The 21,468-nt window shown below is 46.5% G+C and carries 15 protein-coding genes; 9 read left to right on the forward strand and 6 right to left on the reverse strand.

The features are described from left to right. Positions 1 to 180: 180 nt before the first annotated feature. Complete coding sequence (locus tag RIC07_RS31805) at positions 181 to 3,960, reverse strand: putative Ig domain-containing protein (protein ID WP_446398009.1); 3,780 nt, start codon at positions 3,958 to 3,960, stop codon at positions 181 to 183. Positions 3,961 to 4,701: 741 nt separating this feature from the next. On the opposite strand from RIC07_RS31805, the gene RIC07_RS31810 reads away from it, so the two are divergent. Both RIC07_RS31810 and RIC07_RS31815 read left to right on the forward strand, forming a co-directional pair. Beyond that, positions 4,702 to 5,508, forward strand: a complete 807-nt coding sequence (locus RIC07_RS31810; protein WP_446398010.1) for an RNA methyltransferase — start codon at positions 4,702 to 4,704, stop codon at positions 5,506 to 5,508. A gap of 130 nt (positions 5,509 to 5,638) precedes the next feature. Beyond that, positions 5,639 to 7,222: a serine hydrolase gene (locus RIC07_RS31815; protein WP_446398011.1), complete on the forward strand. Its 1,584-nt coding sequence runs from the start codon at positions 5,639 to 5,641 to the stop codon at positions 7,220 to 7,222. A 5-nt stretch (positions 7,223 to 7,227) separates the two neighbouring features. Here the strand turns inward: RIC07_RS31815 and RIC07_RS31820 are convergent, their stop codons facing one another. The 5 genes from RIC07_RS31820 to RIC07_RS31840 all read right to left on the reverse strand — a co-directional run bounded on the left by RIC07_RS31820 (position 7,228) and on the right by RIC07_RS31840 (position 13,565). Next, positions 7,228 to 7,431 (reverse strand): hypothetical protein, encoded by a 204-nt coding sequence (locus tag RIC07_RS31820; protein WP_446398012.1) that lies wholly within the window; start codon positions 7,429 to 7,431, stop codon positions 7,228 to 7,230. 50 nt (positions 7,432 to 7,481) lie between these two features. Further along, complete coding sequence (metK, locus tag RIC07_RS31825) at positions 7,482 to 8,672, reverse strand: methionine adenosyltransferase (protein ID WP_446398013.1); 1,191 nt, start codon at positions 8,670 to 8,672, stop codon at positions 7,482 to 7,484. 232 nt (positions 8,673 to 8,904) lie between these two features. Next, complete coding sequence (locus RIC07_RS31830) at positions 8,905 to 11,913, reverse strand: HAD-IC family P-type ATPase (protein ID WP_446398014.1); 3,009 nt, start codon at positions 11,911 to 11,913, stop codon at positions 8,905 to 8,907. A 117-nt stretch (positions 11,914 to 12,030) separates the two neighbouring features. Further along, complete coding sequence (locus tag RIC07_RS31835; RefSeq protein WP_446398015.1) at positions 12,031 to 12,597, reverse strand: hypothetical protein; 567 nt, start codon at positions 12,595 to 12,597, stop codon at positions 12,031 to 12,033. 206 nt (positions 12,598 to 12,803) lie between these two features. Further along, positions 12,804 to 13,565 carry a hypothetical protein gene (locus RIC07_RS31840; RefSeq protein WP_446398016.1) on the reverse strand — a complete coding sequence of 254 codons (762 nt, stop codon included), beginning with the start codon at positions 13,563 to 13,565 and terminating at the stop codon, positions 12,804 to 12,806. Between the two features lie 329 nt (positions 13,566 to 13,894). Between RIC07_RS31840 and RIC07_RS31845 the strand changes: the two genes are divergently transcribed. The 7 genes from RIC07_RS31845 to RIC07_RS31875 all read left to right on the forward strand — a co-directional run bounded on the left by RIC07_RS31845 (position 13,895) and on the right by RIC07_RS31875 (position 21,246). Beyond that, positions 13,895 to 15,145, forward strand: coding sequence for a 2,3-bisphosphoglycerate-independent phosphoglycerate mutase (locus tag RIC07_RS31845; protein WP_446398017.1), 1,251 nt, complete (start codon positions 13,895 to 13,897; stop codon positions 15,143 to 15,145). Positions 15,146 to 15,401: 256 nt separating this feature from the next. Further along, on the forward strand, positions 15,402 to 15,656 hold the full coding sequence (locus RIC07_RS31850) for a hypothetical protein (RefSeq protein WP_446359448.1): 255 nt from the start codon (positions 15,402 to 15,404) through the stop codon (positions 15,654 to 15,656). Positions 15,657 to 15,850: 194 nt separating this feature from the next. Continuing rightward, positions 15,851 to 15,994, forward strand: a complete 144-nt coding sequence (locus RIC07_RS31855; protein ID WP_446383354.1) for a ribbon-helix-helix protein, CopG family — start codon at positions 15,851 to 15,853, stop codon at positions 15,992 to 15,994. Positions 15,995 to 16,327: 333 nt separating this feature from the next. Beyond that, entirely contained in the window at positions 16,328 to 16,573 is a 246-nt protein-coding gene (locus RIC07_RS31860; protein WP_446398018.1) for a hypothetical protein, read from the forward strand. A gap of 234 nt (positions 16,574 to 16,807) precedes the next feature. After that, positions 16,808 to 16,954 (forward strand): alpha/beta hydrolase, encoded by a 147-nt coding sequence (locus tag RIC07_RS31865; RefSeq protein ID WP_446398019.1) that lies wholly within the window; start codon positions 16,808 to 16,810, stop codon positions 16,952 to 16,954. A gap of 135 nt (positions 16,955 to 17,089) precedes the next feature. Next, complete coding sequence (locus RIC07_RS31870; RefSeq protein WP_446383358.1) at positions 17,090 to 17,662, forward strand: zinc ribbon domain-containing protein; 573 nt, start codon at positions 17,090 to 17,092, stop codon at positions 17,660 to 17,662. Positions 17,663 to 18,093: 431 nt separating this feature from the next. Next, on the forward strand, positions 18,094 to 21,246 hold the full coding sequence (locus RIC07_RS31875; protein WP_446398020.1) for a transglutaminase family protein: 3,153 nt from the start codon (positions 18,094 to 18,096) through the stop codon (positions 21,244 to 21,246). Positions 21,247 to 21,468: the final 222 nt, after the last annotated feature.

The raw sequence follows: 21,468 nt of genomic DNA on the forward strand, positions 1-21,468 counted from the left end.
TTTTTCCAGAACAACGGTGCGTTACGCTACCCTTCGGGAACGCTTCGCGAACGCTAACGCACCCTACAATTGGGTGGGATTGAAAATGATGCCAAATAACCTGTAGGGGCGACCCGCCTGCATCAATTAACAACTCCAATCCCTTCAATAAAATCGGGTCGCCCTCTTCAATGCCAGACGTTAGGCAACGGTTAAATCAACCTGGAAGGTGAAATCATTAAAATCTTGGTCACCACCTCCATACAAATCCTCAAAGCCAAAGGTGTTATCACCCAGAAGGCGAATGTGGTCAACCCCATCAGGATTCGCACCTAAATGGGCAAAGTAGGCAATGGGTTCTCCATAACCCAGGTACTGATTGTTAGAATTCTCGGCAAACCATTCCTCCGTGGTTCCATTGGCGATAATATAAGGTGCCAGCAGACTTCCTCCCTCTAATTGGGTGTCAAATGTCGCCATCCCCCGATTCACATCACTAACCACTGATTGGGCAAGGGCGGCTTGGGCATAACCTTCGTTTTCTGGGTAAATCAGTTGACCTGTCATGGGGTCTTCAACGGCTCCCTCTTCGTTTTCAATCACATACAAGCCGACGGAATTATCGAAACCAGCATGACTCTTGATCTCGATAAAATTCGCGTCTACCGGATTGGTTTGTCCACGTAAATCAATGAGTTCTCGTTCTCCTTGTAATTGAGTTCCTAACGCTGGAGACTCATTTGTCGGTTCAACGGTTAGCGTCAGAGTATCGTTACTCTCTGCCATGGAGTTTTGCCAATTGAGAGTAAACTGATTGCTCTCCCCATTCAGTACCTCAAAATAATCCGTACTGTTGGCATTAGCGCCCGGAAGACTAAACCAGACATTCGTTGGTGTTTGTCCTGCGTCTAAAGCGGCTCGAACATTATCCGTTGTGCTGTTTTGCACCAGATAAAATCCCAGATTGGGAGTCGTCTCACCGAAAACTTGCTCCACATCTAAAATCCGGGTCAAGTTATTGCCAGCAAAATCATTGGGCAAACTGGAGAACAGAACGTTTCCTTCGTTCAAAGCGGCTTGCAGATAACCGGTTTCTCCGGGTTTAATCCCATTAATCTTTCCCGCCACGTTATCCACTTCAAAAATGCCAACTTCACTGACAAAAGGTGAGTTGTTACCCGTAAGTGTGAACAGGAGATTATTGGCTTGAGAGTTACCCTTGAGGAACAACAGATCATTGTTGAACTTGAGTTTCGGTTTGGCATTGCCATTATTTGTTGTTCCCCGATTAACTGTTAAGTCAAAGACATCACTGATTTCCCCGCCATTACCGTCATTAGCGGTGAGAGTAATCGGGTTAGTGCCGATAGCTTTATTGCGGGGAGTGCCACTAATTACACCCGTGCCCGGATTCAGGTTTAATCCTTTAGGTAAACCTGTAGCAGAGAAGGTGAGGGCATCGCCATCGGGGTCAGTGAAATAGTCACTGATATCTAGACTGTAAACTTCTTTAGTCTTTGCCGTTTGGTCAGCGATGGAAGAGAGTAAAGTTGGGTCATTGTTAACTACAGGTGCAGGAGTGATATCTAACTCAAACCCATCGGTTTGTGTTCCTCCTTGCCCATCCGATGCTGTGACTAAAATATTTAGTGCAGTTTCATCGCCTGTGTCTGGTGTACCGCTGAATGTACCTGTCTGGGAGTCAAAGGTTAACCAAGAGGGAAGGGCATTTCCATCTGCTAATGTGGCGCTGTAGGTTAAACTATCGCCATCTACATCAGTAAAGTTATTGGTGATATCTAAACTGAAGGCGTCTTCGGCTTCAACGGTTTGGTCAGCGATGGGAGAAACTAAAGTTGGGTCATTGTTGACTACAGGTGCAGGAGTGATATCTAACTCAAACCCATCGGTTTGTGTTCCTCCTTGCCCATCCGATGCTGTGACTAAAATATTTAGTGCAGTTTCATCGCCTGTGTCTGGTGTACCGCTGAATGTACCAGTCTGTGAGTCAAAACTTAACCAGGAAGGAAGGTCATTTCCATCTGCTAATGTGGCGCTGTAGCTTAAATTATCCCCATCAGCATCACTAAAGTTATTGGTGATATCTAAACTGAAGGAGTCTTCGGCTTCAACCGTTTGGTCAGCGATGGGAGAGACTAAGGTGGGGTCATTGTTAACTACAGGTGCAGGATTAATATCTAACTCAAACCCATCAGTTTGTGTACCCCCTTGCCCATCTGATGCTGTGACCAAGATATTCAGTTGAGTTTCATCACCTGTGTCCGGAGTACCGCTGAATGTACCAGTTTGTGAGTCAAAGGTTAACCAGGAAGGAAGGGCAGTTCCATCTGCTAATGTGGCAGAGTAGGTTAAATTATCGCCATCAGCATCAGTAAAGTTATTGGTGATATCTAAACTGAAGGAGTCTTCGGCTTCAACCGTTTGGTCAGCGATGGGAGAGACTAATGTGGGGTCATTGTTTGTCACATCACCGCCATCAGTTGAACCCGAATCTTCAAAGAAAGCCCCTGCTGTTACCTCAGGATTTCCCACAGTATGCGTCGGAACCGAACCCCCGTTATCCTGCAATGGACTTAATTGGGCATCGATGATTCTAATCTTGGCAGTCGCATTGTAATCGTTCCAGTTATTGGTGGCTTTCGGTGGATATTGGACATTCCCACCCTTGTCAGTTAATTCCTTATTCGTGTGTTGCTGAATCCCCCAATCATTTGTGCCATTATCAGCTGTATTCTCGTAAAAGATGGTATTCTTGACGCTGACATCGGCATTCTTGCTAGCCGATACTCCACCACCAACCCAGCTCGCGTTATTGTAAGCAATAGTCGAGTCGATAATTTCCGTGGGACTGTACAATGTCATTCCACCGCCGACACTTCCTGATGTATCGCCTGTGGTTTGATTCCCGGAAAACGTGCTGTTAATAATTTTCGCCGGGGCGTCATAGGTCCATAAACCACCGCCCTGATTGGCTGCTGTATTATTAGCAAAGGTTGTGTCACGAACAACTAATCCTTTGTTGAGTCCATTGCTGAGTTGGACAACGGCACCTCCATTCCCTTTATTTCCGCCGTTAGGGAGTGCTAAAATTTCGTTATTTTCAAAGAGGCTACCTTCAATAATTACGTTGTCTTGAGTTCCTGTGTAGAGGTAAGCCGCACCGCCTTCCCCGCGACCTCTATTTCCTTCAAAAACACTATCGATAATCTGAATTGTGCCAGAGGTGGCATCACTTCCACTACTAGCGCGGTCAGTGTAGACGGCACCCCCGTACCCTCTTAAGAATGGATTTTTGTTGCCAGTATCGTAAAATGCGGCAGTAGTGTGGTTGTTGAGGAACGTGGAGTTCTCAATGGTTAATTTGCCTTGGAGACTATTAATTGCCCCGCCGTTAATCCCTTGGTTGTTGGTAAATTCACTATTGGTTACAGTGATTTCTCCGGGACTAACAAAGGCAATGGCACCAGCACCGCGTTCATCATTTCCGGCAACGGCTTTATTATTATCAAAGGTGCTGGCGTTAACGATTAAATCGGTTTCCCAGGCGCTGTAGATTGCACCGCCACCATTATCCGCGACATTGTTCTTAAACTGAACATTATCGACCGTTAATGCGCCTTGGTGGGTGATTTCGATTGCGCCACCGCGTTCATTGGTATAGCCGTTGATCAGGTCAAGGTTTTTTAACGTCAGACTGGCGTTGAAATCTTGATTCGAGTTGACATAAAAAATGCGGGATTCTTTGTTCCCGCTAATGGTTAAACCAGGAGCGTCCGCCCCATCAATGGTAATATCTTTCCCTGGGCTAATTTCTAGTTGACCTGTGGTCAGGGTAATCGTGTCTCCGGCGATACTGGAACTGAATTTAATCGTGTCTCCCGATTGGGCTAAAGTCAGTGCTTCTCTTAAAGAACCAGCGCCATTGTCTTGTGTGTTGGTAACAATAAGCTGTTGTGGCATTATTCAATCTCCGAGAATATTTTGCGAAATTACAGTGTTTTGCTTTTCGTTTTCAGCGGGGTTGTCAGGGTAGAGAGTCGTGTAGCGATAGTTGATTCCTTCTTCTTTTCAAACCAAATGAGATAAACAAGTTTCGCTCCTGTTTCTAGGGTAACGCATGGAAATTACACCCTCTATATCTATAAATAGAACAATAATTGGAAAATGACAGGTGGGATTGAGGGTACTTTACTAAAACTTCATAAAGACTTTTTGTTTCTATGATGAAGACTTTATAAAGCTAAAGTAGAATAAACCGGGTTAGGTAAAGTTGCTCAAGCTCTCTCAAGTGACCAGAGTTCAATCGGGTCTGTCAGGTGATCAGCGTTGACTAATATACAGGGACATAAATACCTAGTACAGCCGTGCATAATGTCTCGATTAATTTGCTTTCAGATAAAACTTTTTCTGCTAAAATACGACAGGTTTTCGCGGAGCCGTATTAGTGCGTGAGGCGGGTCATTTGTCTGGGATCATTGAAGCTTGGTCGGGATTGACATCATGATTACAAAACCTAACAGCGTTGAATTTATGTCTACCTATGTATTAGTGTAGGACAATTCCAAATTTCTAACCATCGTTCTGAAGACAGGGAAGGGAAGGGGTGGAGAAGCGGCTCTATTTGTCTCGAAAAGTGCGATATTTATCCGAGAATAAGAACAAAGGCAGTAAATTAGCAGACTATCTGTCCGCAGACAAGGCATGACGTTAGCGAATGTACGAATTATCTTAGTCGAACCTGCAGGTGCTTTAAACGTAGGATCAGTTGCGCGGGTGATGAAAAATATGGGGTTACACCAGTTATGGTTGGTCAATCCTCATTGTAATCCGAGGGCATCAGAAGCGCGGCAGATGGCGGTTCATGGTATCGATGTTTTAGAATCAGCCCAACAGGTGGCAACGTTACCTGAAGCGTTACAGGGATGTCAACGTGCGATCGCAACCACTGCCCGTACTCGTCATTTGCCGACGACTCTGGAACCACCACGCTTGGCATTACCCTGGTTATTGGAGGAGAATATCACCTCTGCCCTGATTTTTGGACCCGAAGATCGGGGGTTAAGTAATGATGAACTCAACTATGCCCAGCGATTTGTCTGTATCCCCGCTAATCCAGAGTATCCCTCGTTAAATTTAGCGCAGGCGGTGGCAGTTTGCTGTTATGAACTGTTTCAACTCGCCTCCCCATCTTCCCAGACGCGCCATGGCACGTCTCTACAAGCTCCCCAGACGCACCATGGTACGTCTCTACAGGCTCCCACAGCTTCCTTAGATGCAATCGAGGCTTACTTCCAACACTTAGAAGCCGTATTATTAAAGATTGGCTACCTACATCCCCATACCGCGACATCCCGCATGGAAAAGTTTAGACGCCTGTATTACCGAGCTATGCTCACCCCAGAGGATGTCGCCATGCTGAGAGGTATTCTCCGTCAGACGGAATGGGCGGTACAATTTATGCCGAGGTCAGAACAGGAGGAGTCAGAACAGGAGGAGTCAGAATCCTAGCTACTGTCTTAGACTATAGACTTTCCGTCGATAAATTGTGACAATAGCCAGGTTCACACCGTCAGGAAAGCATTGATGACGGCTTGAAGAGTAGAGATTTAGACGTTAGTTGTGTTTGGAGGTATGTTCAGTGGCAGTGTCTAGGGGCAATCCGTATAAACCCGATCGCAACGAGTCCAAACCCCGAGGAATCTATCGTTCTCGTCGGGCTTCTCGTCAACGTCGCCCTCGACAACCCTTGCCCTTAGAACAGGATCTTCATCCTCCCTCCTCTTCCCCCTCACCACGTCGTCTGCGTGCGGTTCAGCCTAATTCCTCAAATCCCAATCGCCCCAAGCCCATACCCCTAAACCGTTCTACCCAGAATCCCAGTGAACCCTCGATTTACCCCAATCTGAAGCTACCCAAACTGCGGACGATTAACGGGATACCCATCAGAGAAACACCTCTGGGAAATCGTCAGATGCGTCGCCCTCCGGCTGCAACCCCCCTATCCCAACCCTTGAACCCACGTCGAGACAATAGCCCCCGTCGGCAAACGCGGCGTTCAACTGTCTCAACTCAATCCGAGGCGAAACCGAAGCGTCAATCGCCTCGTTCTCAACCCACTCAGACGGGGAAATCCCGGCGCAGTCGGCGTTCCCAAAAACGCTCGGCGGGTATATGGATTCACGTTATTCGCCTATTGATTCTTGGCGTGGGCATTGGCGCGATCGCAGGGACTCTATTATCAGTATTAGATCCCACTAGCAAAATGTCGATGCGATCAAGTGAGGCGGCGCAGGAAAACCCTCAAGAAAGCCCGACGAATCAAAGCATTACCCCAACCCTCCCATTGCGCCAAGAAATCTCTCCCCTGAAAGCCCAAGTCCAAACCTTAGTCGCCAAAAATCCGAAATTACAACCCGGTGTTTTTGTGGTGGATTTGGATACCGGTGCCTACTTAGACTGGCAAAGTCACTCTATCTTCCCCGCCGCCAGCACGATTAAAGTCGCGATTCTGGTGGCATTTTTTCAAGAGGTTGATGCGGGCAAAATTCGCTTAGATGAACCCCTAACCATGGAACCGGAAATGATCGCCAAAGGTTCAGGGGACATGCAATATCAAAAACCTGGGACGCAGTATAGTGCCTTGGAAGTGGCAACCAAGATGATCACGATTAGTGATAACACTGCCACGAATATGATTATTCATCGCCTCGGCGGTATCCAAGCCGTTAATCAACGGTTCATCTCCTGGGGATTAACCGCAACAACAATCAATAACCCCTTACCGGATTTAGAAGGAACGAATACCACCAATGCCAGAGACATGGCAAACTTGCTGTATAAGGTGAATCAAGGCGAATTATTGAGTCTGCGATCGCGCGATCGGTTGTTGGATATCATGCAGCGTACTGTGAATAATTCCCTAATTCCTCAAGGATTGGATTCAGGGGCGACGGTTGCCCATAAAACGGGGGATATTGGTTCAGTATTAGGAGATGTGGGTATTGTGGATATGCCCACAGGCAAACGCTATCTCATCGTCACCTTGGTAAAACGTCCCCACAATGATGCGAGTGCCTCAGAGTTAATTCGCAACCTTTCCCGCACGGTTTATGACTATTTCAATAAACCAACGGCGACACCAAGTCTGAACTCCATGCCCATTAGCACGCCTGCCATGATGGTGAGTGGATTGCTGATTGGTTTACAGGGGACGATTTTGTAATTGTCTTATGTCTTATATTCTTTGTCATTCGTTAATTTGTAGGGGCGCAAGGCTTGCGCCCTTGATCCAGTTTGCGATCGCAAGGATAATACTTCAAGCTGTATCGTCCTTGCCCACCTACAACTATTTTTGGGAACTCGCCCAGGTTGATAGTTGATAAACATTCTGTATTTTATAACCCTTTTTCCCTGATTGTAAAGACGTTGCATGCAACGTCTCTACAATGTTTTTATGGAATTATCAACCGTTTTTTCATTTCTCACCCCTTCAAAAATTCAGCCTTATCGGTTTTTTCCCACGGCAATTCCAGATCCATCCTGCCCACATGACCATAAGTAGCCAATTTTTGATAAAATCCTCCCTTAGTCAACGACGGCAGAAATCTTAAATTAAACTGACGAATAATTCCCGCCAGACGAAAATCAAAATTATCCTTTAAACGAGCAATAATTTCCTGTTCATCAACTTTACCTGTGCCAAAGGTTTCCACTTCAACACTCACCGGTCGAGAAAGTCCAATCGTATAACTTAATTGCACCTCACATTCATCGGCTAAATTTGCCGCCACCACATTTTTTGCCGCATATCGGGCAGCATACGCCCCAATTCTATCAATCCGAATCGGATCTTTTCCACTTAATGCTGCGCCACTATGTTTAGAATATTCTCCATACGTATCGATCGCGTTCTTCCGTCCTGTCAATCCGGAATGCAGTGAGGGTCCCCCGCCAATCACTAAACCATCGGGATTGACGAAGATGCGAGTATTTTCATCCGGGTGAATCGCTTCGTCGTTTAGCGCAGGCTGAATCACCGCCTCCTGAATATCATGGCGCAGTTGATCGAGGTTGGGTTTTGTCTCAGTATTTTGACTAGCAATAATCGTCAGGCTATGAATGCGAGTCGGTTGGCGATTTTTATATTCAACCCCAACCTGGGTTTTGCCATCGGGGGCGAGATAGGGAAGTGTTTTATCGCGTCGGGCAATATCTAATTGTCGTGCTAGTTTGTGGGCGAACCATATCGGTAAGGGCATCAAGGCTGGAGTTTGATTACAGGCAAATCCAAAGACGGTAACTTGATTCTTAACCGGGATTTCCTCTATTTCTGCATCCGATAGCTTTTTCTCATCAAAATTATGGATTTTATCGGGTGGTAATTCTTCTAGACTGGTTAAAATACTTGAGGTTTTACTATTGAAATCCGGTCGGTCATACCCGACTTCAGCAATAACTTTTCGGGCGACATTGGTGAAATCAACATTAGCATTGGGTTCAAATCGGGCAGCGAGGAAGACAATTCCGGTAGATACGGCGCATTCGGTAATTACCCTAGCATAAGGGTCTTGCTGCAATAAACGGTCTACAATAGCATCACTGATGCGATCGCAGAGTTTATCTGGATGTCCTGGGGTCACGGATTCGGATGTGAACATGAAGTTTTTTTTCATAGTCTTCCTCCTTAAATTGGGAACAGGGAGATGGGGTTGTAGAGACGTTCCGGTGGAACGTCTGGGAGATGGGGGAAATGGATGGGGGAGATGGGGAAGTTTAGGGAGTTGTAGGGGAGGGTTTTACCGCTAACGTTTGATTTTGACCCTGATGTCCCTAAACCCGCCCCGACAGAGTGCAAGCAGTTTTCAACAGAGGACAAATGACAAATGACAAATGACAAATGACAAATTACGTCTCCTGCTGTGACATTTTGAGATCAAAATTTTGCTTCTTGGTGCTTTCATTCACCACGAAAGGTACGAAAGCACTACTCCCAATCACCAGACAGTCCAGAACATCCACTGGCGCCAGATTTAACAACGTTCTTAACCCTGGAACCATTGTCGGCAAAAGTTGAATGGCAAAGGAACCAATAATTGCCCCATCCATGTAAGGATTGTGTGGCAAGGGATCTTGATCAACATCAAAAATACTCTGGCTTTCCGAACGACAACTTAGGGTGTGTAAAATTTGTGCCATGGTTAGACTCATAAAAATAATTGTGCTTGCCTTTTGCCCCATACCATATCTTAAAAGACCATAACTATAAGCCGTCATCGCACTCAGGGAAATTGCCGCCGATTCCGAAGCAATTCGGGCAAAATCTGATTCCTTGATAATCGGTTCCTCCGGATCACGAGGGGATGATTCTAAAACATTTGGTTCAGGCGGTTCTAATGCTAAGGCAAGTCCAGGGAAAATATCACTGACTAAATTTAACCACAACAGTTGCATGGCAGTCAGAGGTTCTCCTAATCCCATCGCCGTCGCCATCGTCGTCACCATAATTTCACTGAGGTTGGTAGAGAGGAGAAAATGCACGGATTTTCTAATATTGTTGTAGATCGTGCGTCCCTGACTCACGGCATTAATTAGGGTTTGTAGGTTGTCATCCTCAACCACCACATCAGCAACCTCGTGAACCACCTCACCGCCGCCGGAACCCATGGCGACTCCCACATTCGCCGCCTTTAACGCTGGGGTATCGTTAATTCCATCTCCTGTCATCGCCACAACTTGTCCTGATGCTTGCAAAGCTTGGACAATTTGTAATTTATCGGCTGGACTAATTCGGGCAAAGACATCTACTTTATCAAATAAAGCTTGCATCTTTTCTGGGTCAAAATGGGCTAAATCAGAGGAATCCAAGATTTCTAATTGCTGATCGCGACTCAGATTTAAGGTTTTGGCGATCGCATAAGCTGTGGGACTTTGATCCCCGGTAATCATTATCGTATTCATCCCCGCTTTATGGAACCCTTCCATCAACTGAGGTATCCCTTCACGGATTGGATCTGCCATTCCCGTAAGTCCCAACCAAATTAGGTCAGTTTCTGCGTCTTTATCAGAGTTTTCTATCGTGGTGTACGCCACTCCCAACACTCGTAGCGCCTTACCCGCCATTTTCTCATTTTCCAGTTCTAATGCTTGTTTATCCTCATCATTCAAGGGGAGAATTTTTCCATTTTTCATCCAGGAATTGCACAGTTCCAAGACTTCAGCCGGACTTCCTTTCACGGCGACAAACTTGTGAGATTCATCGGTTTTATGAACCGTACTCATTAGATTCCGCCCTTCGCTGCGGGGATTCATCGTTACTAAAGGATACTCCTGTCGCAGCGCGATCGCATCAATTTCAAACTGAATCGCCATATAAATCAGGGCGTTTTCTGTGGCTGATCCATTCACCTCATAGTCGCCGTTTTCGCTGCGATTCACCTCACTTTCACTACAAAGTACCGATACCTGAATCAGTTTTAATAGTTCTGGATAATCCTGGGGATTAATCGGTTGGTCATCTTCTGTGACAAAGTGATCCTCAGATCGGGTAATAACCCCCATCGCCGTATGCACTTCGGTCACGATCATCTTATTCTGGGTAATGGTTCCGGTTTTATCTAAGCAAACCGTTTGTACTGAACCCAATGCCTCAACTGCATCCAAACCCCGAATCAGGATGTTATGCTCTCTCATATCCTGAATTCCCAGTGCCAATGTTGTCGTGGCAATTGTCGGAAGTCCTTCGGGAACAGACGCAACGGCTAGGGATATGGAGGTTTTCAGCATCGGTAATAAACCATACCCTCGCAGCAATCCTAAACCAAATACCAGGGTGCAAATTCCGCCCCCTAACATCACCAATTGAGATCCCACTTCATCTAGTTGTTTTTGCAGAGGGGTTTCCGTTGCTGTGGTTTCACCCACCATTTGTTGAATTTTGCCGATTTCGGTAAATTTTCCCGTGGCGACAACCACCGCCAATCCCTTTCCGGCGGTGATAAATGTGCCTTTGTACGCCATATTTTCCCGTTCAGCTAAGGGAACGTCTTGACCTTCTAGCGGTTTTGTGGTTTTGTGAACCGGAAGACTTTCACCCGTTAAAGCCGACTCATCAATTTGCAAATTATCGGCTTCAATTAATCGCGCATCAGCCGCAACATAATTACTCGCTTGCAGGACTAAAATATCACCGGGAACGATATCATCAGCATTAATCTCTTGCTGTGTCCCCTCTCGCATCACCAAGGCAGATAATTCGCGATCGCCCTTCAGAGAACGAATGATTTTTTCCGACTGACTTTCTGTGGTGTAGCCAATCGCCGCATTCACGCCAACTACACCCACAATCGCTAACATATCGGCAAATCCGCCCGTTAGCAGCGAAATACCAGCGGCGACACCGAGTAAGGCGACAGGTAAGGAGTTAAACTGTTCGCTTAAGATTTCCCAATCAGAACGAGACTCAGATTCGGCTAAGGTGTTTGTACCATAATTGTTCAGGTTTGATTCAGCTTGATCCGGCGATAATCCGGAATCTTTTGAGGTATTCCACGCCTCCAATACCGCCTCAATATCCATCAAATGCCAGTCTTTGGTCGGTTGATCTTCACTGGGTTCAACCGCTGGTTTTGTCTCAGATTTGGCTTGAGGTTTTTTTGATTCATATTTCTGATTTTTTTCATAATCTAATACCACGTCTTCAATCAGCTCGGCGATCTGATTGTGACGTTTATCAGGATTAAATAAAACCAGAAGATTACCCGTTAACGGGTTAGCCGAAATCTGCCGAATTTCTGCCCGATCTGAGAGTTGTCGTTCCAGGTATTTCTTTAGGGATGGCGAATGGTAAAGGGCATTAACCTTATATCTTGCCCTTCCGTTTACGCGAGTATGAATGGCTTGAATGTGGTTGGTCATTTGTCATTTGTCATTGGTCATTCGTTATTTGTGATAATTGAACGGTTAGGTCAGGGCTGGTTTAGTTACATCCGGGTGAGACAAAAAATGATAGTTGTAAAACCCGCCCCTACATTTTTATTCTTCATCCGTCATCCTTTTTTGCTCTTTTCCTGGAGGTAATGGCGATTTATCTCGGTCATGGAGTTTAACAAAGCTATCAAAGGAATACCAAGCAAACGTAATCCAAGGAACGTCATCCAGTTGTAATCCTTTGGTCAGTAACTGTCGCACCGCCAATGCGCCAAATCCTATGGATAAAAACACCTGTAAATCGGCTACCCCATTGGTTAACTGTTTCACTTGTTCATTGAGGTCATCCATTGAATCCATGACCTCAGTAAATGCCCGGGCTTTTGTATGAGGAACATAGGTGGGTTCAGCTTTCCCATTGGCTTCTGCTTGCTGTTGTTCCCCTAAATCCGCCTGAATCTCCGCCATCGCATCATCGAGGCGTTCTCTGGCTTGGGCTACGGCTTCCTGACAGCGTTGGGAAAAAGCAATGCTTTCTTTAAGTGCAGCTTTGGCTAACGGCTGATCCAGTATAGCGGCGGCGGGAAGTACAATGGGTGCGAGTGCGATCGCACTGAGTCCTTCTATCGTTAATGTCTCTGTTGCGTCTTGAGTCTCATAGTCTGACGCCATGATCAAGCCTCCTCTGGTTTACCCACAGAGGAAATGTAATTCAATTAATTTTTGAATGCATCACTCTTTAGATTTAGATTAGAAAAGATTTCCGGACAAACCTATGTTAACTAGATCACAAACTTGAGCAAGGCGAGGATGTTCATGGTTCATCCTTGATGGTTGATGGCGATGAACCATGAACCATCAACCATCAACCCTGCCAATTATTGGAAGTTATAACCGACTCCCAACAACAATCCCACAGCCGGGTTGTCAAACAGCGAGATATTTAAGGAAGCCGTTGCTGTTACTTGAGTCGTCAACGGTACATCCACACCTCCCGTAGCCAGCAAATCCACTGAACTGTCATCTCCTGTCGAGATAGCGATTCCAGCGCCAACATAAGGAGATACTCTAGCGCCCACGTCTTCAGTTACATCTACCGTCACGTCGGTGACAGCAGGGGTAAAGTCGAGGGTGACAGGTAGCAGAATCGTTGGCTCATCTTCGATGAGGACTGATGGACGAACCGAAACATTGCTGGTTAAGCCAATTTTGCTGAAGACAGCGAAGCTTGTTTCACCCAGAGCCGTATCACCATCTCCCACTCCGATATTACCGCCAATTCCGATATAGCTGGAACCTGAACGAGTTGCTCGACCGGGCGACACATCTGTTGTATCAATGTCCAGGGGTTCGGTTGGAGCATCCGGTGGAGGTACGGTTTGCTGAGCCAGGTTTTGTGGGGGAGTTGCGGGGAGTATATTTCCTGTATCGCCAGTGCGGTTGAGTTGTGAAGGATTAGTTGGGAACCTCCTTTGATCAAGAGAAATTGCACGTCCAGGAGATTTTAAACTTTCCGCACGGGTAGAAACATTTTGCCACGGATAGGGTGCATCTATTCCTTGGTGAGGAGAGGATTCCGCCGTTTGCGCTCGAACTGACGGTATACTCGATACTATTATTAAGGCAATAGTACTGATCAAAGAACAGGTTTGTCTGAAAGCGAAACTCTTCACATGTATACCTTCTGAGTAAATAAATTATGTCAAAACGCGCTCTTAAGGCTGCTGGGTTGTCTTAACTCCCAAATTTGGCAGAAAATGGCACGATTTGCTTGATTGAGCTAAAAGAAGCTTAACGGTGATTACTTCGTTTGACTTCTACCCAGAGAAAAAAATAATATCTACCTTAAGGTAGATAGATTGGAGAGCGTTGGTATAGTAATTAAATTGGTCTGTAAGACTTCAAAATTCCAAATTGAAAAGCTTTCTACCTTAAGTTGAATTGCCTATTTCGCTGAATTCAGTTAACAATGCCAGTGAGGGACGCTCAAGGGAAACGAATTATTATGGATATTAGTACAGTTTGGGAAGACTTAGCTTGGCAACAAGGTGGTAAGATTGTTTATTTAATTCTAGATGGGGTGGGCGGATTGTCTGATCCAGATAAAGGTGGGACGGAATTGCAAGTCGCCCAGACGCCGAATTTAGATAAATTGGCACAAGAATCGAGTTGTGGTCTATTGGAAATTGTCGGTCCGGGAATTACACCGGGTAGTGGTCCGGGTCATTTGTCTTTATTTGGTTATGATCCCCTGAAATACAATGTGGGTCGCGGTGTTTTATCGGCGTTGGGAATCGAGTTTGACCTTAAGGAAAATGATATCGCCGCGCGGGTGAATTTTGCCACGATTGATAAACAGGGTAATGTTTCCGATAGACGGGCGGGTCGAATTGCGACGGATGTGAATCGCCGTCTCTGTGAAAAGATTCGAGACAAGGTTAGCTTGGATTTTGAAGGGGACTATTTCTTTGAAACCGTCAGCGAACACCGGGCGGTATTTGTGTTACGGGGTCAGGGATTAGGGGGAAATTTACCGGATACTGATCCGCAAACCACAGGCGTTCCCGCTAAAGATCCGACGCCTGAATCAGAAGACTCCCAGAAAACCGCCGAATTAGTGCGATCGTTTATTGATCAGGTACAGCAGGTTTTAGCCGATGAAGACCAAGCTACTGGGATTTTAATGCGTGGGTTTGAACGCTATCAACCCTTGCCAGCCATCCGCGATCGCTTTAAACTCGATGGTGTTTGTGTGGCTGATTATCCCATGTATCGCGGCGTGAGTCGCTTAATCGGCATGAATGTTGTCCCCCGTCCCGGTGGCATGAAACAACGGTTTCAAGCGCTACAAGAGGTTTATGGGGAAAAGTACAACTTCTATTTCCTCCATGTTAAGCATTCCGATAGTAAGGGAGAAGATAGTAACTTCGAGGGTAAGGTAAAAGTCATTGAAGAAGTGGATCAGCTTTTGCCTTTAGTTACTGGACTCAATCCCGATGTGTTAGTCGTGAGTGCGGATCATTCCACCCCGGCGGTAATGGGACAACACAGTTGGCATCCTGTCCCCGTGATGATTCATAGTAAATATGCCCAAGTGGATGATGTCGCGACATTTGATGAATATGCTTGTGGGCGGGGGATGTTAGGATTGCGTCCTGGAGTGCAGTTGATCGGATTAGCGTTGGCACATGCAGGACGATTACGCAAGTATGGGGCGTAATTAATCAACATTAAGCGGACACGTAGGGGCGCATAGCGATGCGCCCTTCCCATAGCGATGCGCCCTTCCCATAGCTATGAATTTAGTCCGCGCAGGCGGACTTTGTTTGTGTAGTTCCGCGATTTCAATCGCCTCCTCAGCTATTGGGGAAGCTTTAGCGTAAAATCGAAACATAAGTACATAAATAATTAGAACTAAAACGCAACAGGGGCATCTGTCAACGATGGAAAGTAAAAGCATTCAAAGTCAGCCAGATATGAAAAAACCTGAAATGCAAATGAGACGGATTACCAGTTATCAGGCACTGTGGAGACCCCTGGATAATAAAGGTCACTTTTGGTTTACCTATTTTGATGGCGATAGAGAACGCACGGAAGATTTAGATGCAGACAATTTCCGAATCATGCTCGATATCTTAGATACAGATAAGCCGATTTTCGGCGATCACTCCACATCTGCTGTTGCCGTACATTGGCCCGACAATGATATCCAGACTGGAGCATGGGCATAATTGGAACAGAGTTGACTTCTCCACGCTTTGAAAAACGTGGATTCGCCAGACCTTGTTCAGTGACGGGTTAAAACCGCATCACTTCACTTTATCTCTCAGCTTAATTTTACTAGTAACTTAGCTAACACGTTTGTTTTTGGAGTTTCTCATCCTGTGCTGCTAAGGTGGTATTATATTAGCACAAATATGGGATTATGCAACGATACAACTTGAGGTTGTCAGACAAAGAGTATGAGGCGCTCAAAAGACTATCAGCAAGCACCGAAAGGTCAATAAACGAGCTAATCAGGGAGGCTATTCGACAATATGCCGAAGTAAAACAGGACACATTAGGTTAAAACCTTATCGAAGCTTTCATCCCCCGGTTAAACTTGCCCTCGAACGAAGTGAAGGGACACGGGGGTTCTCAGCCTCGGTTTTGATAGGCAAGATGGGGGAGGTGAAAAAAAGGAGAGTGTTGTGTAGAGACGGGTTTTACAACTATCGTTTTTGATCTCTCCCAGATGCCACTAAACCCGCCCCGATTAAGTGCAAGCATTAAAAAGAGAGTCCCTATCTCCCTTATCGCCCTCATTCCCTCATTCATCTTGGAATCCTGGAGCCATCTGCCATCTGCCTTGGGCAGTACCAACGTGTAAGCATTCAACCGGACATGATATGAAGCAGGTGAGATGAAACGAATTACCAGCTATCAGGCATTGTGGAAATCTCTGGAAAACAAAGGTCACTTTTGGTTTACTTATGCTGATGGTGAACAAGAACGCACCGCTGATTTAGATGCCAAGAACTTCCAGATGATTCTGGAAATGCTGGGAACCCAGAAGCCAATTTTCGCCGATCGCACCACCTCGACTGTGGCATTACATGGGATAGTTTCCCAGAAACGCCTAGAGGTTCCGCTTGGAGATTCGCACTGAGGAGGGGAGAAGAGGGAGCTGGGGGAGCTGGGGGAGCAGGGGGAGCAGGGGGAGCAGGGGGAGCTGGGGAAGCAGGGGGAGCAGGGGAAGCAGGGGGAGCAGGGGAAGCAGGGGAAGCAGGGGGAGCAGGGGGAGCAGGGGGAGCAGGGGGAGCAGGGGAAGCAGGGGAAGCAGGGGGAGCAGGGGGAGCAGGGGGAGCAGGGGGAGCAGGGGAAGCAGGGGAAGCAGGGGGAGATGAGTAAGTTAACTCAAAACTCTACCTTACCTATTGCCAATTGCCCATTGCCAATTGCCCATTGCCAATTGCCAATTGCCCATTGCCAATTGCCAATTGCCCATTGCCTGTTCCCTGTTCCCTGTTCCCTGTTCCCTGTTCCCTGACAAATGACAAATGAAGATCCTCACCCCTGCTGACTGACTGATGGGATGTGATCTAACACAATTGTTAAGAAGTTTCACCAATGGTGCCTTTCCCCTGAATAATGATATAAGGAGAATTTTTTGGGAGAGGTTATTATGGCTTACGTATGCGAGATAGGCACGGGCCACAGAGTTTACCTCGATAATCAAGGAACACAGACAGTTGTCACCACTCTCAGTGGTAGTCCAGGACAACAGCAACAAGCCAGTAACGGGTTTCAAACCGGAAACTGGACATCACCGCCGGAGGTATTCCGCACGCCTAATGGTGTGGTGTTAAAGATTTCTACAGCGCAAGGGGATCATTTTATCCAAGTGCAAGGAAGCAGCATGAGCGTAACCAGTGGAACTCCGTCTGTTAGTAGTTCCCAACAAATGCAAGTGCAGCAAGTCGATAGCACACCCGCTTCATCAACGCCTTCAATGGAACCGATGAAGCCCATGGAACCAATGAAACCCATGGAACCGATGAAGCCGATGAATATGGGAGACATGCAAATGAACATGAACCCCATGGAAATGCGAATGGGCAATATGGAGATGCGGATGGGATCACCGAAGTCATCTTCATCTCCGGCTCAAAGCAGTAAAAGCTTTTGCCCTCAATGCGGCTCATCCCTGACGCCTAGCGATCGCTTTTGTTCAAGTTGCGGACATCAGCTAAATTAACTGCGATCGAAGAAACTCGAACAAGGTACACCATCGATTGCCAAGTCATCGTGGTGTAGCATAACTAATTCGGTGGATTAGATTCCGTTGGGTTTCCTTGCGTCAACCCAACCTACAACTTCCATCCAGAAACCGTAGGGGCGCATAGCGTGCGCCCATAAAATCGACTAATCCACCATTTTAGGTGTGTCAATCCAGTCGCTTGGATTTAACTCAGATCTTGCCATTATGTAGGTTGGGTTTCGACTTCGCTCAACCCAACAAACTCTGGTTTGCTTCCAAACTCTAATCCAACCTACGCCTTAACATAAGTAGTCGGACAAAACTAATGTTGACGGTTGGGATGAGGCAACAGGCATAACGAATGACGAATGACGAATGACAAATGACGAATGACATAAGACAAATGACGAATGACAAAAGGATGACCAATGCCCATTAAAGTTAGCCTAAATCATCAACTTGCTTATCACTTCGAGCGCCCCGTTATTCTTGGTCCTCACACCCTAGGATTACATCCATCCCCTCACTGTCGCACACCCATTCAAAGTTATTCTCTAACTATCCAGCCTCAAGAGCATAGCTTGACTTGGCAAAATGACCCCTACGGGAACCGCCTAGCCCGCTTGAATTTCCCCAAGCCTACCGATACTCTCGCGATTGAAGTCGATATTATTGCCCAACTGCAACCGATTAATCCCTTCAATTTTTTGGTTGAACAGTATGCTGAACGCTATCCCTTTAACTATGATCCCCAGCTTCAAAAAGAACTGAGTCCCTTTTTAGACATAACGGAATCAGGGGAACTATTATCTGCTTGGCTAGAAAACAATCGCAAAACGGATATCTACACTACCGATTTTTTATGCTCTATTAACCAACAGCTTGCCCAGGATATTACTCATACCATACGCTTAGAAACCGGGATTCAATCCTGTGCAGAAACCCTAACCAAAAAAGTCGGTTCCTGTCGCGATACCGCCTGGTTACTGGTGCAAATATTACGACATTATGGTTTAGCGGCGCGATTTGTATCTGGCTATCTGATTCAACTCAAAGCAGACAATCCCCCTGTCGATGGAGCCCCAGGCATCGAAGCCGATTGTGCCGATTTTCACGCTTGGGCAGAAGTCTATCTTCCCGGCGCTGGCTGGATTGGATTAGATCCCACATCCGGCTACTTAGCGGCGGAAGGACATATTCCCCTCGTCTGTACTCCATCCCCAGAGGCGGCGTCTCCGGTGATGGGTACAAGTGAACCCTGTCAATCTCAGTTAGAGTTTGCGGTGAAGGTGTCGCGTCATGAGAACATCGCCAGCCCCAGTAAACCCTATACAGAAGCCCAATGGCAACAGATTGATAGTTTAGGCAAAGCCGTAGACGAAACCCTACACCGTGCAGGTGTGGGTTTAACCATGGGAGGTGAACCCACCTTTGTCTCCATTGACGATTTTGAATCTCCCCAATGGCAAATTGCCGCCCTTGGGGACGAGAAACGCAAAATTGCCGGACAGTTACTCAAACGCTTAGAATCCCGGTTTTCTAAGGGCGGTGGATTACTGCATTATGGGTTAGGAAAATGGTATCCCGGTGAAATTTTACCCCGATGGGCTTTAGGATGCTACTGGCGCAGTGATGGTCGTCCCATTTGGCGGAATCGAGAGTGGTATGCAGAAGAAGGCAAGGATTATGGACATACAGCAAAACAGGGGGAGATATTTATTCAGGCGTTAGCGAAGCATCTAGGTGTTAATCCTGACTGTATTATTCCCGCCTATGAATATGAAGGGGACATCGGTGGGTATGTTTTACCGATATTACCTGTATTAAAAGATGAGCAATTGTATTGGAGTACCTGTCATTGGCGATTCCCTGATGAGAGGCTGAATTTGTTAGTGGGTGATTCTCCCGCCGGATTCCGTTTACCCCTGAATTCCATCGATTGGTCTGAGGAATTGGTACAGGAAGGAATTGTCCCCTTGGAGGCGAATCCAGCCCTACCTAGTCCTGACTTTATTGATTCGCCTGACAATAGCATTCGGGTTGCGTTAAGTGTAGAAGTTCGCCAAGGAATTTTACATATTTTCCTACCGCCTTTAACGTCGGCGCGAAGTTTCTTAGATTTAATCACTGCGATTGAACAAACCGCCGCTAAAGTCAAAATTCCGGTGTTAATTGAAGGCTATACGCCTCCCAGTAATGCGGGAATTGAAGGGTTTCAAATTACGCCTGACCCGGGTGTGATTGAGGTTAACATTCATCCAGCCGGAAGTTGGCAAGAATTAGTTGATATTACCACAACCCTGTATGAAGAGGCACGGCTTTGTCGTCTGGGAACTGAAAAATATACCCTAGATGGACGGCGGGTAAGTACAGGGGGAGGTGCTCATATTACGATTGGCGGCAAAACTCCATTAGAGAGTCCTCTATTACGGCGTCCGGATTTATTAAGCAGTTTGATTAGTTATTGGCAAAATCATCCCAGTTTGTCCTATTTGTTTGCGGGGTTATTTGTGGGACCCACCAGTCAATCGCCCCGTGTAGATGAGGCACGCCATGAAAGTTTGTATGAGTTAGAAATTGCGTTTCAAACGTTACAGCCGGGTGAAGATGTAGCGCCAGAATTAGTAGACAGACTGTTACGGAATCTCTTAGTTGATGTAACGGGAAATACTCACCGCACCGCCTTCTGTATTGATAAGCTGTATCCGGTAGAAAATTACCGCAATCAGTTGGGATTACTGGAGTTTCGGGCGTTTGCCATGCCACCCCATCTGAGAATGAGTTTACTACAAATGCTGCTAATTCGGGCGCTAGTGGCGTGGTTCTGGGAGCATCCCTATACCCAGAATTTAATTCGCTGGGGTACAATGTTGCACGATCGCTTTCTGTTACCGTACTACATCGGCGAGGATTTGCGGCAGGTGATCCGCGAGTTACAGGAGGCGGGGTATCCGTTTCAATGGGAGTGGTTTGAGCCATTTTTTGAGTTCCGGTTCCCCCGCTATGGCGAGATTAGCCGAGAGGGAATAGAGTTAGAATTACGACACGCGATCGAACCCTGGCACGTTTTAGGGGAAGAAACGGGTAATGGGGGAACCGCTCGTTATGTGGATTCTTCTATGGAACGGATACAGGTAAGATTGCGGGGAGCTATGGGACATTCCCCCAATCGAGATAATTTTTCGTCCCGTTATCAGGTTACTTGTAATGGGAATCCAGTGCCATTAAAGTCTACCGGAATACCGGGAGACTATGTGGGTGGGGTACGCTTCCGCGCCAGGGAATATGCGGCGTTATTGCATCCTTCAATTAATTCGCATTCTCCGTTAGTCTTTGACATTGTAGATACTTGGACGCAACGCTCAATTGGCGGCTGTCGCTATCATGTTAATCATCCCAATGGCATCGTTTATGATAAGTTTCCCGTTAATCACCGAGAAGCGGAGTCGCGGATTTTGGAACGGTTTATTCCCCAGGATCATACACCGGGAATAATTTCGATTCCACCCTTATCATTGAGTCCGGAATATCCGTTGACATTAGACTTGCGACGGGTGAATTCGTTTAAGAAAGAGACATAACTTGATAAAATCCTGTTTGTCGTAGGCGAGAGAAGCCCTATATCAGGGCACGATGGTATCGTGCCCCTACCGCATTTCAGAGATAATTGATTGGGTAGGGGTACGGCATTGCCGTACCCTATGATAGTTAGCGATAACCTCTCAATTTAATCAATAATAAACCTTCTGCCCTCTGCCTTCTGCTATATCGCGCCAACGAATCACACCCAGGATTCAATCCAC

Origin of the sequence: Coleofasciculus sp. E1-EBD-02, from assembly GCF_040218245.1 — a bacterium.
Lineage (GTDB): Bacteria > Cyanobacteriota > Cyanobacteriia > Cyanobacteriales > Coleofasciculaceae > Coleofasciculus.